The organism is Microbacterium barkeri, assembly GCF_027921765.1.
In the GTDB taxonomy this organism is placed as follows: Bacteria; Actinomycetota; Actinomycetes; order Actinomycetales; family Microbacteriaceae; genus Microbacterium; species Microbacterium barkeri.
This window is the reverse complement of sequence record NZ_BSEJ01000004.1, coordinates 137,811-150,975: the sequence shown is the minus strand read 5'-3', so window position 1 is coordinate 150,975 and position 13,165 is coordinate 137,811. Positions and strand designations below refer to the sequence as shown.

The following is a 13,165-nucleotide window of genomic DNA, read 5'->3' as shown; positions in this document are numbered from 1 at the left end:
CGGACGCGCCATCCTGTGGATAACTTTCTCAGGCGTCGCGCCGATTCGGACAGCATGGGCTCATGACCACGACGACCCCGGTCCGCGACGTCGCCGCCCTTGCCCCCGTTCCGCGTCGCCGGCGCGTGTTCTGGGGCGACGCGCGGTTCTTCATCGGCCTCGCCCTCATCGCCGCGTCGATCGCCGGGGTCTGGTGGGTCGTGTCGGCTGCCCGGCAGACCGCGCCCGTGCTCGCCGCCGAGACGACGATCGTTCCGGGGGAGGCGGTGACCGCGGGGGACCTCGCGGTCGTCGACGTCGGCCTGGGCGGCGCGGAGGACGCCTATCTCGCGCCCCACGAGCTCGCGGAGGGGTACGTCGCGACGCGCACGATCGAGGCCGGCGAGCTCGTCCCCTCGTCGGCCGTGACGCCGGCCGACGAGGCGGCGGTCACGACCGTCGTCGTCGAGAGCGCGGTCGACGTGCCGTCGTCGGTCGGGGAGGGCACGGCGGTCGAGCTCTGGGCGGCGCCCCTCCTCGAGCAGGGGGTCTACGACGAGCCGCGCATCCTCGTCGCGGACGCGACGGTCGCCGCCGTGCTCCGCGACGACGCCGTGATGGGCGCGGCAGGAGCGTCGATCGAGCTCGTGATCGACCGGGCGCGCGTCGCCGACGTGCTCGCGGCGGTGTCCTCGGGCGCCGCGCTCTCTGCCGTCCCGCAGTCCGGAGCCGGATCGTGAACGTCGTCGTGGCGCTCGACGAACCGCGGGGGTCGGCCCTCGCGGAGGCCCTCGAGGACGAGGGCCTCTCGGTCATCGCGACCTGGCCGTCCGAGACGATCGCCCGCTCGCTCGGCGATCCGACGGCCGAGGTGTGGGACGTCCTGCGCTCCGCCGAGGCGCTCGTCCTGCCGGCGTCCCGCGCGGCGCTCACGCACGGCGTGGTGGGCGCCTGCGATCGGCACGGCGTCCGGATCGTCGCACTGGGCGAACGCGCGGGCGAGGCGCGCCTCGCGCGCGCGTTCGGCCTCGCCGATCCGCTGCCCCTCGCGGTGGAGGGCTGGCGCCTGGCCGAGGCCATCCGGAGCGGATCCCTGGCGGTGCGCGCCGTCGGCGGGGAGCGCGGGCGGGTGGTGGCCGTGTGGGGCGCGCACGGCGCGCCGGGGCGGACGACGGTCGCCATCGAGCTCGCCGTCGAGACCGCGCGCACGCGCGGCCACGTCGCGCTGGTCGACGCGGACACGCACGCGCCCGCGGTCGCCATCGCCCTCGGGCTCGCCGACGAGGGGCCCGGGTTCGCGGCCGCCTGCCGTCAGGCGGAGCTCGGCGGGCTCGACGCCGCGGAGCTCACGCGCCTGAGCCTGCCCGTGGGCGGCGCCGACGGCATCGTCGACGTCCTGCCCGGGCTGAACCGGGCAGCACGGTGGCCCGAGCTGTCGGAGCGGCGCGTGGCGTCGGCTCTCGAGGCGTGCCGCGGATGGGCCGACGTCACGGTCGTCGACACGGCGGCGTCGCTCGAGGCCGACGAGGAGATCATGAGCGACCTCGACGGGCCCCGCCGCAACGCCGCGACGCTCGCGGCCCTCTCGTCGGCAGACGTCGTGGTCGCGGTCGCCGCGGCGGACCCGATCGGGATCGCGCGGTTCCTCCGCGGATACGCGGAGCTGCGCGCGATCGTCGGCGCGACCCCGGTCGTCGTCGCCGTCAACCGCCTGCGCACGGGCCCGCTCGGCATCGACGCCCGCGGCCAGGTCCGGCGCACGCTCGAGCGATTCGGCGGGGTCGACGACGTCTCGTTCCTGCCGCTCGATCCTCGCGCGGCCGACGCCGCCCTCCTCGCGGCGCGCCCCGTCGGAGAGGTCATGCCGCGCTCGGCCCTGGCTCAGGCCGTCCGCCGTCTCGTCGCGCGCGTCGACGGACGCCGCGGCGACGAGGAGGCGGCGCTCATCCCGCTCGGGCGGGAGCGGGGTCGCCGCATCGCGCGCCCGGCGCGGCGAGCGCGCGGACGCGGGGAGGACGGCGTGCGGTCGGCATAGACTCGACGCGTGTCGACCCTCAGCGATCTCGTCTCCGCCCAGGGCCGTTCGAGCGAATCGGATATCGAATGGCTGCACCGTCTCGCCGGCGACGGGCAGCTGCTCGCCGATCTGGCCTCGGCGGACATCGTCTTCTGGGTGCCCACGTCGGACGACTCCTACATCGCGGTCGCGCACACGCGCCCGGGCGGCGCCGCGACGCTCTTCTATCGCGACATCGTCGGAGGCCGCGTCCGACCGCAGTGGCAGGCGCAGGTCCGTGAGGCGTTCCAGACCGCGCAGATCGTCGACTCGTCCTCGCCCGAGTGGTTCGAGGAGACGCCCACGCGCGTGCGCGCCGTGCCGATCGCGATCCGGGAGGACGACGGCCTCCGCGCGATCGGCGTGCTCACGCGCCACACGAACCTCGGCGACGTGCGCACGCCGTCGCGCCAGCAGATCACCTTCAACGACTGCGCCGACGATCTCTTCCGGATGATCGCGACCGGCGACTTCCCCGACCTCTCGGCGCCGACCGGGCCGCGCAGGGGCGCCCCGCGCGCCGCCGACGGGCTCATCCGCCTCGACGTCGACGGCATCGTCACGTTCGCGAGCCCGAACGCCCTGTCGGCGTTCAACCGCATCGGCTTCGCGGAGGAGCTCGAGGGCGAGAACCTCGCCGACGTGACGAGCCAGATTCTGCCGGCGTCTCATGACACCGACGAGCGCCTGCCGATCCTCGTCTCGGGCCGTGCGCCATGGCGCAGCGACATCGAGGCGCGCGGCGTGACCGTGTCGCTGCGTGCGATCCCGCTCAAGGACCACGGCCACCGCACGGGCGCGATCGTCCTGTGCCGCGACGTGAGCGAGCTGCGCAGCCAGGAGCAGGAGCTCATCACGAAGGACGCGACGATCCGCGAGATCCACCACCGCGTCAAGAACAACCTGCAGACGGTCGCCTCGCTGCTGCGGATCCAGGCACGGCGCACGACCTCGGAGGAGGCGCGCGAGTCGCTGCTTCAGGCCATGCAGCGGGTCGCCGCGATCGCCGTCGTGCACGACACGCTGTCGGAGGGGCTCGCGCAGAACGTCGACTTCGACGAGGTGTTCGCGCGCGTGCTGCGCCTCGTCGCGGAGGTGGCGGCCGCGCAGAACACGGTCGCGCACACGCGCACGAAGGGCCGGTTCGGAACGCTCCCCAGCGAGTACGCGACGCCGCTCGCGCTCGCGCTCACCGAGGTCGTCACGAACGCGGTGGAGCACGGGCTCGCGGGGCGCGAGGGCGAGGTCGAGATCGTCGCCGACCGCGACGACACCCGCCTCGAGGTGCGCGTGCGCGACACCGGCAGCGGTCTGCCCGATGGCCAGGTCGGCCGCGGCCTCGGCACGCAGATCGTCCGCACGCTCATCCAGGGAGAGCTCTCCGGGACGATCGACTGGTCGACGATCGACGCGCCGGACACCGCCTTCCACGGCGGGACCGAGGTCACAATCGCGGTTCCCCTGAGGTGGATCCGCAGCTGATCCGGACATGAAGAAGCCCCGCCGAGGCGGGGCTTCTTCAGACGACGGCGCTTGCGGTCAGCTGGCGCGACGGTGCTTCTCGGTCAGCTCGCGCGACGGGCGCGAGCGGCGCGGCGCTTGAGCGCGCGGCGCTCGTCCTCGCTGAGGCCGCCCCAGACGCCCGAGTCCTGGCCGGTCTCGAGGGCGTACTGCAGGCAGATCTCGGTGACCGTGCAGCGAGCGCAGACGGACTTCGCCTTCTCGATCTGGTCGATCGCGGGGCCGGTGTTCCCGACGGGGAAGAACAGCTCGGGGTCGACGGTGAGGCAGGCGGCCTTGTCGCGCCAGTCCATAGGAATGCTCCTTGCGGGGTGGGGTTTCTCAGGGAAAGCACAGCGTGGCAAAACGGGTGGATTACGCTGGATGTGCGACGGACCTGTGCAGGTTCCGCCCCACCACGCTGTGGGAAACACACCGTTAACAATTGTCATACACGCGAGGTTCTCGGGCAAGGGTTTTTTCTGTCCGTTCCCTGATCATGCGTGCGGTGTGAGGCACGGGGAGCGAGGAGAGCCATGGCCACCAGCGCGACCGCACGGACGGCCGCCGTGCTCGTCGGACTCGAGGCGGTGGGCGTGCTCGCCCTCGCCGGCTGGCAGGTGCTCGCGCTCGGCTCGGCGGATGTCGCCTCGATGCCCAGCGCGATCGCCCTCCTCCTGCTCACGCTCGTCGGCGCCCTCGCCGTGGGCGCCTTCGCGCGCGGCATCGCACGGGGCCTGTCCTGGGGACGATCCGGCGCGATCGTCGTGCAGCTGCTCATCATCGCGGTCGCGATCGGCGCCGCGACGGGGGAGTACGCGCATGTCGCCGTCGCCGTCGGCCTCGCGGTCCCGGCCGCGATCGTGCTCGCCGTGCTGCTCTTCGCCGCCCGCGATGCCGGGCGGGCTCAGCCCCGCGCGCTCGACGACTGAGCGGAGCGCCGCTCGAGGAGCGTGTGCGCGAGGAGCGTGCTGCCGGCGACGGCGGCCGGCATCGCGACGATCGCGCCCAGGGGCACGAGCAGGCACACGTGCGTCGCCATCCCGAATCCCGCGACCCGTGCGCGGGACTCGCGCCGCAGTGCCCGTCGCTCCTGCGCCCCGATGCCCCGCGCAGACAGCGCACGCGCCGTGAGCTCGTCGGAGAGCACCCAGCCGGAGAGCGCGGCTCCGACGACGGCGGCGAGCGGTGCGCCGACCACGGGGACGAACCCGAGCGCGACGCTCGCGACGGCGATCGCGAGCCCGCGGGCGATGAGCGACGCGCTGTCTGCGACCGATCGCCAGAGGCCGTACGCGCTCTCGGGAACGGACCCCGTGCGCGCGGCCTCGACCGAGCGCCAGACCCGGTCGTAGAAGGGCTCGCCCACGAGCAGGGTGAGGGCGGTGAACGTCGTCACCGCCACCACGAGTCCGCCCGCGAGCACGGCGGCGCCGATGAGCACGCGCACGAGGATGGTCCAGATCGCGGCCCAGTCCTCCGCCCAGGGAGTGAGGTCCTCGGCGATCGCGGGAAGGAGTGCTCCGAGGGTGATGAGCGCGGCCGCCATCGCCGCGCCGACGATCGCGGCGGTGATGAGCGCGGCCGCCATCACACGCGGATCTCGCCGCCACCAGCCGAACCCCTCCAGCAGCGTGCGCACGCCCGCCCAGAACTCGCTCATGCGTCCATGAAAGCAAACGCCGTGCGCCGCGGGCTCACTCCTCGGGCTCCCAGCGGAGCAGATCGCCCGGCTGGCACTCGAGGGCCTCGCACAGCGCGTCGAGCGTGGCGAAGCGGACGGCCTTGGCGCGTCCGTTCTTGAGCACGGCGAGGTTGGTGGGAGTGATGCCGATCCGCTCGGCGAGCGCGCCGACCGACATCTTCCGGCGGGCGAGCATGACGTCGATGTCCACGATGATCGGCACTCAGATCACCTCGCCGAGCTCGTGCCGCAGGGCCTGCGCTTCGTGCTCGCGCGCGATCGCCTGCCGCAGCAGCGCCTTCATGACGACGACGAGCAGCGCCATCCCCCCGAGGGCGAGCGACGCACCGCAGACGAGGCCGACGAGACCCGGGGCCGCGCTGCCCGGGGCGAGGAGGATCGCGAGCGCGAAGGCGAGCAGGGCGGCCGCCGCGATCGCCCCGATGATGACGTCGACGTAGCGGAAGGACGACTCCGAGAAGATCGAGCCGCGCCGGACCCTGGTGAGGAGCTGCCACACGCACACCCCGAAGACCTGCATCGTCGCGACGCCGAGCCCGAGGATGACGACGAAGGCGACCCGCGATGCGGTCTCCACACCCTCGAGGTCGACCCAGATCAGCGGGAGGAGGAACGCCTGCACGACGACCGAGCCGGCAAGGGCGAGGGCGATGACGACGCGCAGGATGAGGATCGTCGCTCTGCTCACGGTCGCTCCGTTCGTTGAATCACAGCGGAAATCTATCGATAGTCGTTCGATTGTGCAAGTTGCTCGACAGATTCTCGCGGGCGGGAATAGCGAGCACGGGATCGCGTTGATCTTGATAGACTCCGACTCAAGTTCCATACTTGATAGGGAACGACGCAACTTTCAAGGAGATGCCGGGACATGCCCGAGAACAACTTCCCCCAGGATGGGCCGAGCTCGTTCGACGAGTTCCTCGCGCGCTATCTGCAGGGCGAGCGTGCTCGCGCGAGCCGCTCGATCGATCTCAGCCGCTTCCTCAGCTCGCGCACGCAGGAGCTCCTGCAGCGGGCGGGGCGCTACGCCCTCGGTCGCGGGCAGCTCGAGCTCGACGCGCTGCACGTCCTCCACGTGCTCGTCGGCGACGCGACGGTCGCCGACGCGATCTCGCGCGTCGGCGGAGACCCCGAGGCGATCGCACGGGAGGCCGAGGAGCGGCTTCCGCGCGAGGGTGCCTCGGCCCACGTCGACGCCGCCGCGGTGACGGCGGCCGTGCAGCGGGCGCTGTTCCACGCGTTCCAGGTGGCGCGCTCGTCTGGCTCGACCTATGTGGACCCCGAGCACCTCTTCTTCGCCCTCGTGCTCGCACAGGACACGCCCGCCGGGCAGATCCTCGCACGCTCGGGCGTGACCGCGGAGGCCCTCACCCAGGGCGCGCGCGAGAGCGTGGACCCGCAGGCCGCGCCCGAGCAGGGCGCAGGGCGGACCGCGGGCGGATCGATGCTCGAGAAGTACGGCACCGACCTCACGGCGCTCGCGCGGGACGGCGAGCTCGACCCGGTCATCGGTCGCGCCGACGAGATCGAGCAGACGATCGAGATCCTCTCGCGCCGGACGAAGAACAACCCCGTGCTCGTGGGCGAGGCCGGCGTCGGCAAGACCGCCGTCGTCGAGGGCCTCGCGTCCGCGATCGTCGCGGGAGCCGTTCCGGAGCAGCTGCGGAACCGCCGGGTCGTCGCACTCGACCTCCCCGCGATGCTCGCGGGCACACGCTACCGTGGCGACTTCGAGGAGCGCCTGACGAAGACGATGGAGGAGGTCGCCGCGCAGAAGGGCGAGCTCATCCTCTTCATCGACGAGATCCACACCCTCGTGGGCGCCGGCGGCGGGGGAGAGGGAGCCATGGACGCGGGCAACATCCTCAAGCCGCGTCTCGCTCGCGGAGACCTGCACCTCGTCGGCGCGACGACGCTCTCCGAGTACCGCAAGATCGAGAAGGATGCCGCGCTCGAGCGCCGCTTCCAGCCCGTGCGGGTCGGCGAGCCGTCGCCCGCGGACGCGATCGCGATCCTCGAGGGGCTCCGCCCGGCGTACGAGGAGCACCACCGTGTCACCTACACCGACGACGCGCTGCGGGCGGCCGTCGAGCTGAGCGACCGCTATCTGTCCGACCGCGTGCTGCCGGACAAGGCAATCGACCTCATCGACCAGGCCGGCGCCCGGGTGCGGCTGCGTCTGGGCGCTCCCGTCGACACGCAGGAGCTCGTCGCGCGTCTCGCCGAGCTCGAGGCGGAGAAGAACGCCGCGGTGTCGGCCGAGCACTACGAGGAGGCCTCCCGCATCCGCGACGAGATCGCGACCGTGCAGGCGCGCCTCGCCGACGCCACCTCGGCCGACGGAGCCGGGCGCGCGATCGTCGACGAGCCCGAGATCGCGGCCGTCATCAGCCGCGCCACCGGGATCCCCGTGAACCGCCTCACCGAGAGCGAGCGCGAGCGTCTCGCCGGCCTCGAGGAGGAGCTGCACGCCCGCGTGATCGGCCAGGACGATGCGGTGACGGCGGTCGCCAAGGCCGTCCGCCGCAATCGCACGGGCATGGGCGACGCCCGCCGCCCGGTCGGGTCGTTCCTCTTCCTCGGGCCGACCGGCGTCGGGAAGACCGAGCTGGCGAAGGCGCTCGCGGCGAGCCTGTTCGACGACGAGAGCGCCGTGGTGCGCTTCGACATGAGCGAGTTCGGCGAGCGGCACACCGTCTCGCGCCTCGTCGGGGCCCCTCCGGGATACGTCGGATACGACGAGGCCGGTCAGCTCACGGAGCGCGTGCGGCGCAACCCGTACTCGATCGTGCTCTTCGACGAGATCGAGAAGGCGCACCCCGACGTGTTCAACCTGCTCCTGCAGGTGCTCGACGACGGGCGGCTCACCGACGGGCAGGGGCGCACCGTCGACTTCCGCAACACGGTCGTCGTGATGACCTCGAACCTCGGCTCGGAGTTCCTGACCTCGCGCTCGGGCGCGATCGGCTTCTCGGCCGCGGGGCGCGAGTTCGACGAGAAGGATCTGCGCGATCGCGTGATGGGGCGGCTGCGCGAGTCGATGCGCCCCGAGTTCCTCAACCGCATCGACGAGATCGTGCTCTTCCGCAAGCTCGACGAGCAGCAGCTCGCGCAGATCGTGCACCTGCTGCTGGGGGCGACCCGCGCGCGGCTGGCCGCGCGCGATATCGCGCTCGAGGCGACCGATGCCGCGGTGGCGTGGCTCGCCCGCAACGGGTACGAGCCCGAGTTCGGCGCTCGGCCGCTGCGCCGTCTCATCCAGCGCGAGGTGGACGACCGCATCGCGGATCTGCTCGTGACCGGGGAGCTCGCGGCCGGCGGCTCGGTCACGGTCGATGCGATCGACGACGGCCTCGTCGTCCGTGCGGAGCGGATGGCTCCGGCAGCCGCGTGAGAGATCGGAGGGTGGACGGGGCGACCCGCCCGCCCTCCGTGCACTAGAGTGGCGGCATGACAACCCGTTGGTATGCGTATGACGAGTCGGCTCCGGAGGGGCCGTCGCGGATGTAGCGTGCCGACACCTCCAGAGCCGACAGGGCAGAGCGATCGCTCTGCCCTTCGCCGTTTCGGCGGGCTCTGCGCAAGAGGGTCCGCCCCGACCAGGGACAGGACCTGCCATGGACACCATCGAGGCCGCATCCGACATCCACGTCGCCTCGTTCACGACCCTCCCGAGCCCCGCTGAGATCGCCGCAGAGCTGCCCGGCGCCGACAGCGCCTCCTTCGTCAGCGCCGCGCGCGAGGCCGTCCGCTCGGTGATGACCGGAGACGATCCCCGCCTGCTCGTCGTCGTCGGCCCGTGCTCGATCCACGACCCGGCCGCGGGGCTCGACTACGCCGCGCGGCTCGCGGAGGAGGCCCGGCGCCACGACGAGGATCTCCTCGTCGTCATGCGGACCTACTTCGAGAAGCCCCGCACGACGGTCGGCTGGAAGGGCCTCATCAACGATCCGCACCTCGACGGAAGCCATGACATCGCGACCGGACTGCGTCTCGCCCGCCGCTTCCTCCGCGACGTCACGGCGCTCGGTCTGCCCTGCGCGACCGAGTTCCTCGAGCCGATCAGCCCGCAGTACATCGCCGACCTCGTCACGTGGGGAGCGATCGGCGCGCGCACGACCGAGAGTCAGATCCACCGACAGCTCGCCTCCGGCCTGTCCATGCCGATCGGGTTCAAGAACGGGATGGACGGCGGCATCCAGGTCGCGATCGACGCGGCCAGGGCGGCGGCCGCGCCGCAGGCATTCCTCGGAATCGGCGCTGACGGCCGCGCGAGTCTCGTCGCGACGACCGGCAACCCCGACACCTCGGTGATCCTGCGCGGAGGGGCGGACGGCCCGAACCACGGCCCCGAGCACGTGCAGGCCGCGGCCTCGCGCCTCGCAGCTGCCGGCCTCGCGCCGCGTCTCGTCGTCGACGCGAGCCACGGGAACAGCGGGAAGGACCACGTGCGGCAGTTCGCGGTGGCCGGCGAGATCGCCGAGCAGGTCGCCGCGGGCGGCGCGATCGCGGGTGTCATGCTCGAGAGCAATCTCGTCGCGGGCGCGCAGCCGCTGGATGTCGCCCGCGGACCCGCCGGGCTCGTCTACGGTCAGAGCGTCACGGATGCATGCCTGTCCTGGGAGACCACGGTCGACGCGCTCGGCCTGCTGGCGGCAGCCGCGCGCGCGAGGCGGGGCGGACGCGCCGGGTAGGCTCGAGCGGTGACGACCAAGATCGTGCTCGACGTCGACACCGGCATCGACGACGCCCTGGCCATCCTCACGGCGTGCCGGGCGCCCGAGATCGAGCTGCTCGCGTGCACGGCGACCTGGGGCAACATCGATGTCGCGCAGGCCGCGCGGAACACCGCATACGTGCTCGACATCGCGGGGCGCTCCGACGTCCCGGTCGCCGCGGGGGCCGCCGGTCCGTATGACGGGACGGCGCCGGAGTTCTCGACGACGGTCCACGGTGCCGATGGGCAGGGCGGCAGGGCGGACCTCGATTTCGCGCCGGTCCTCGCGCGCGAGAGCGCGGTCGATCTGCTGCTGCGGCTCAGCCGCGAGCACGCGCACGAGCTCGAGATCGTCGCGGTCGGGCCGCTCACGAACCTCGCGCTCGCCCTGGACGCGGATCCCGATCTTCCGTCCCGCGTGCGCGCCGTGACGATCATGGGCGGCGCGTCGTTCGTCCCCGGCAACGTCACCCCGGGGGCTGAGGCGAACATCTGGCACGATCCCGAGGCGGCCCAGCGCGTGTTCGACGCCGCGTGGCCCGTCACGATGGTGGGCCTCGACGTCACGATGCGCACGCTCCTCACCGAGGAGCATCGCGCGCGCCTCGCCGCGGGCGGCCGCGCGGGGCGCTACGCGGCAGACATCCTCGACCACTACTTCGGGTACTACGCGCAGGTGACCGGCGAGCGCACCTCGGCGAACCACGACGCGCTCGCGGTCGCGGTCGGGTGCGGGCTCGTGTCGACCGTCGTCGCACCCGTCGTGCACGTCGAGGTCGACACGACGCACGGTCCGAGCCGCGGTCGCACGGTGGCCGATCTGCGCGGCATGTGGCGCGGATGGCCCGAGGTCGACGGCGCGCGCCATCGGGTCGTGCTCGAGGTCGAGCCGGGCTTCGAGGACCGGATGGTGGATCTCATCGCGAGCGCCTGACCGCGCTCCGCAGCCCGCCGCGACCCGCCTCGGACGGGCTTCGCGGAGCGCTTCGACAACTGACGGTCGATCGAGCCAGGGCTGCGATGTCGCCTCGCGCCGTGAATCCCGCGTGATTCCGGGCTTGATCGCGCCTATCGTGTGCGCTCGCCACATTTCCCCTTGACGCCCGCGACGTCTCTGCGTAGCTTTATCGAAGCGATTCGACTGATCCTCGGAAGAGGGCACGTCGCGGGTCACACGAAGGAGTGAGATGAGCCGATGCAGAGGAGGCGCGCGATGAGCGTGCTCACGGAGGTCGGAAGCGCGGCTCCGGAGACCGCGTCTCTCGCCGCAGGTGCCGGCGCGCCGCGCGGGCGGTCGCGGGCGCGGCGGCGCGGTCGGCGCACGTCGTTCGGGATGTTCCTGTGCATCGTGCCGTTCATGGTGCTGATCTTCCTGTTCTCGTACTTCCCGCTGTACGGGTGGATCTACTCCCTGTACGACTACCGGCCGGCGCTCGGGCTCGCCGGGAGCGAGTTCGTCGGCCTGCAGTGGTTCGAGCTCATGTTCAACTCGCCCGCGCAGATCGCGCAGATCGGGCAGGTGCTCACCAACACGCTCGCGATGAGCTTCCTCGGGATCGCGACCTCGGTCCTCCCCGTCGCGTTCGCGATCTTCCTCAACGAGATCAAGGCGCCGTGGTTCCGCAACTCCGTGCAGACGCTCACGACCATGCCGAACTTCATCTCGTGGGTGCTCGTGTACATGATCGCGTTCTCCCTGTTCTCGAGCACGGGGCTCGTGAACGACGTCCTCGTCGACTCCGGCCTCATCACGGCGCCCATGAAGTTCCTCGACTCGGGCGGCGAGGGCGTCTGGATCACGATGACGCTCTGGAGTCTCTGGAAGGGACTCGGATGGGGCGCGATCATCTACCTCGCGGCCATCGCGGGCATCGACCCCTCCCTCTACGAGTCCGCCAAGCTCGACGGCGCCGGCCGCTTCCAGACGATGTGGCACATCACGGTGCCGCAGCTCATGCCGACCTACATCGTCCTGCTCATGCTCTCGATCGCGAACCTGCTCAACAACGGCATGGAGCAGTACTTCGTGTTCCAGAACGCCTTCAACAAGGAGCACATCGAGGTGCTCGACCTGTACGTCTACAACATCGGCCTGACCGGCAACAACCTGTCGATGGCGACCGCCGTCGGCATGCTCAAGAGCCTGATCTCCGTGGTCCTGCTCTTCACCGTCAACGCCATCGCCAAGCGCACGCGCGGCTCGTCGATCATCTGAGGCAGCGAACATGACCGTCACCGAGACATCCGCACTCGTCGCGCCCGGCCTCGCGCCCGATCGACGCGCGCCCCGCACCGGCAGCAGGTCGGCCGGCGACCTCGCGTTCCACATCCTGAACTACGCGATGTTCACGGTGCTCGCGATCCTCTGCGCGTACCCCTTCTACTACCTCATCATCAACTCGGTCAGTGCGAACGACGCCTCGGCTCTGGGCGATGTGCGGCTCTTCCCCGTCGGGTTCCACCTGGAGAACTACGCCGAGATCTTCCAGCTCAAGGGACTCGCGACCTCCGCGGCGGTCACCGTCGCGCGCACGGTCCTCGGCACGGCGGCGACCGTGCTCGCGTCGGCCTTCCTCGGCTTCATGTTCACGCAGGAGCGGATGTGGGGCCGCAGCTTCTGGTACCGGTTCACGGTCGTGACGATGTACTTCAGCGCGGGACTCATCCCGGTCTTCATCATCGTCAAGGCGCTGGGGCTCACGAACAACTTCTGGGTCTACGTCCTGCCGTTCGTCGTCCAGCCGTTCAACATCATCCTCGTCAAGACCTACGTCGAGTCGATGCCGCGCTCGCTGCAGGAGGCGGCGGAGGTCGACGGCGCGAACATCCTGCAGGTGTTCTTCCGGGTCTACCTCCAGAACATGACCCCGATCCTCGCGACCGTCGCCATCTTCTCCGCCGTCGCCCAGTGGAACATGTTCCAGGACACCCTGATCTACATCACCGACCAGAGCCTGTACACGCTGCAGTACCAGCTGTACATGTTCCTCAATCAGGCGTCGTCGCTCGCCCAGGCGGCGCAGAACGCGGGCGGCGACCTCAGCGCGATCGCGGGTGCCGCGACGACGCAGACGGCGACTTCGATCCGCATGACCATCTCGGTGATCGTCGTGCTCCCGATCATCTTCATCTACCCGCTCTTCCAGCGGTTCTTCGTCAAGGGCATCATGCTCGGCGCCGTCAAGGGCTGACGGCCGGGCTCAGAGGA

At 71.3% G+C, this 13,165-nt stretch carries 13 protein-coding genes; 9 read left to right on the top strand and 4 right to left on the bottom strand.

The genetic code is table 11. The annotated features are described in order from the left end of the window. Positions 1-62 precede the first annotated feature (62 nt). Genes PKE79_RS06155 through PKE79_RS06145 form a run of 3 tightly spaced genes read left to right on the top strand, consistent with a single transcriptional unit; the run spans position 63 to position 3,517 of the window. Positions 63-719: an SAF domain-containing protein gene (locus tag PKE79_RS06155; RefSeq protein ID WP_271172791.1), complete on the top strand. Its 657-nt coding sequence runs from the start codon at positions 63-65 to the stop codon at positions 717-719. Beyond that, positions 716-2,014: a CpaE/TadZ family protein gene (locus tag PKE79_RS06150; protein WP_271172790.1), complete on the top strand. Its 1,299-nt coding sequence runs from the start codon at positions 716-718 to the stop codon at positions 2,012-2,014. Before PKE79_RS06155 ends, PKE79_RS06150 begins: the two co-directional genes overlap by 4 nt. 9 nt (positions 2,015-2,023) lie before the next feature. Further along, on the top strand, positions 2,024-3,517 hold the full coding sequence (locus PKE79_RS06145; RefSeq protein ID WP_271172789.1) for a sensor histidine kinase: 1,494 nt from the start codon (positions 2,024-2,026) through the stop codon (positions 3,515-3,517). Between the two features lie 83 nt (positions 3,518-3,600). Here PKE79_RS06145 and PKE79_RS06140 read toward each other — a convergent pair whose 3' ends face one another. Beyond that, the gene (locus tag PKE79_RS06140) at positions 3,601-3,849 is read right to left on the bottom strand and encodes a WhiB family transcriptional regulator (protein ID WP_271172788.1); all 249 of its coding nucleotides are present in this window, start codon (positions 3,847-3,849) and stop codon (positions 3,601-3,603) included. Positions 3,850-4,071: 222 nt separating this feature from the next. Between PKE79_RS06140 and PKE79_RS06135 the strand changes: the two genes are divergently transcribed. Beyond that, entirely contained in the window at positions 4,072-4,467 is a 396-nt protein-coding gene (locus PKE79_RS06135) for a histidine kinase (protein ID WP_271172787.1), read from the top strand. On the opposite strand, the gene PKE79_RS06130 is transcribed toward PKE79_RS06135, so the two are convergent. The 3 genes from PKE79_RS06130 to PKE79_RS06120 are packed head-to-tail and all read right to left on the bottom strand — an operon-like array spanning position 4,443 to position 5,928. Continuing rightward, positions 4,443-5,198, bottom strand: coding sequence for an EI24 domain-containing protein (locus tag PKE79_RS06130; RefSeq protein WP_271172786.1), 756 nt, complete (start codon positions 5,196-5,198; stop codon positions 4,443-4,445). The two genes, PKE79_RS06135 and PKE79_RS06130, sit on opposite strands and share 25 nt — an antisense overlap. Before the next feature lie 34 nt (positions 5,199-5,232). After that, entirely contained in the window at positions 5,233-5,442 is a 210-nt protein-coding gene (locus PKE79_RS06125; protein WP_271172785.1) for a helix-turn-helix domain-containing protein, read from the bottom strand. Next, the gene (locus PKE79_RS06120) at positions 5,443-5,928 is read right to left on the bottom strand and encodes a DUF2975 domain-containing protein (RefSeq protein WP_271172784.1); all 486 of its coding nucleotides are present in this window, start codon (positions 5,926-5,928) and stop codon (positions 5,443-5,445) included. It lies immediately after the preceding gene. A 180-nt stretch (positions 5,929-6,108) separates the two neighbouring features. Here PKE79_RS06120 and PKE79_RS06115 point away from each other — a divergent pair, with 180 nt between their 5' ends. The 5 genes from PKE79_RS06115 (at position 6,109) to PKE79_RS06095 (ending at position 13,148) form a co-directional block, all read left to right on the top strand. Then, positions 6,109-8,634: an ATP-dependent Clp protease ATP-binding subunit gene (locus tag PKE79_RS06115; RefSeq protein WP_271172783.1), complete on the top strand. Its 2,526-nt coding sequence runs from the start codon at positions 6,109-6,111 to the stop codon at positions 8,632-8,634. Positions 8,635-8,857: 223 nt separating this feature from the next. Continuing rightward, positions 8,858-9,934, top strand: coding sequence for a 3-deoxy-7-phosphoheptulonate synthase (locus PKE79_RS06110; RefSeq protein ID WP_271172782.1), 1,077 nt, complete (start codon positions 8,858-8,860; stop codon positions 9,932-9,934). Positions 9,935-9,943: 9 nt separating this feature from the next. Next, on the top strand, positions 9,944-10,891 hold the full coding sequence (locus tag PKE79_RS06105) for a nucleoside hydrolase (RefSeq protein ID WP_271172781.1): 948 nt from the start codon (positions 9,944-9,946) through the stop codon (positions 10,889-10,891). 279 nt (positions 10,892-11,170) lie between these two features. Next, positions 11,171-12,172 carry an ABC transporter permease gene (locus PKE79_RS06100; RefSeq protein ID WP_271172780.1) on the top strand — a complete coding sequence of 334 codons (1,002 nt, stop codon included), beginning with the start codon at positions 11,171-11,173 and terminating at the stop codon, positions 12,170-12,172. A 10-nt stretch (positions 12,173-12,182) separates the two neighbouring features. Next, positions 12,183-13,148, top strand: a complete 966-nt coding sequence (locus PKE79_RS06095; RefSeq protein WP_271172779.1) for a carbohydrate ABC transporter permease — start codon at positions 12,183-12,185, stop codon at positions 13,146-13,148. Positions 13,149-13,165 lie beyond the last annotated feature (17 nt).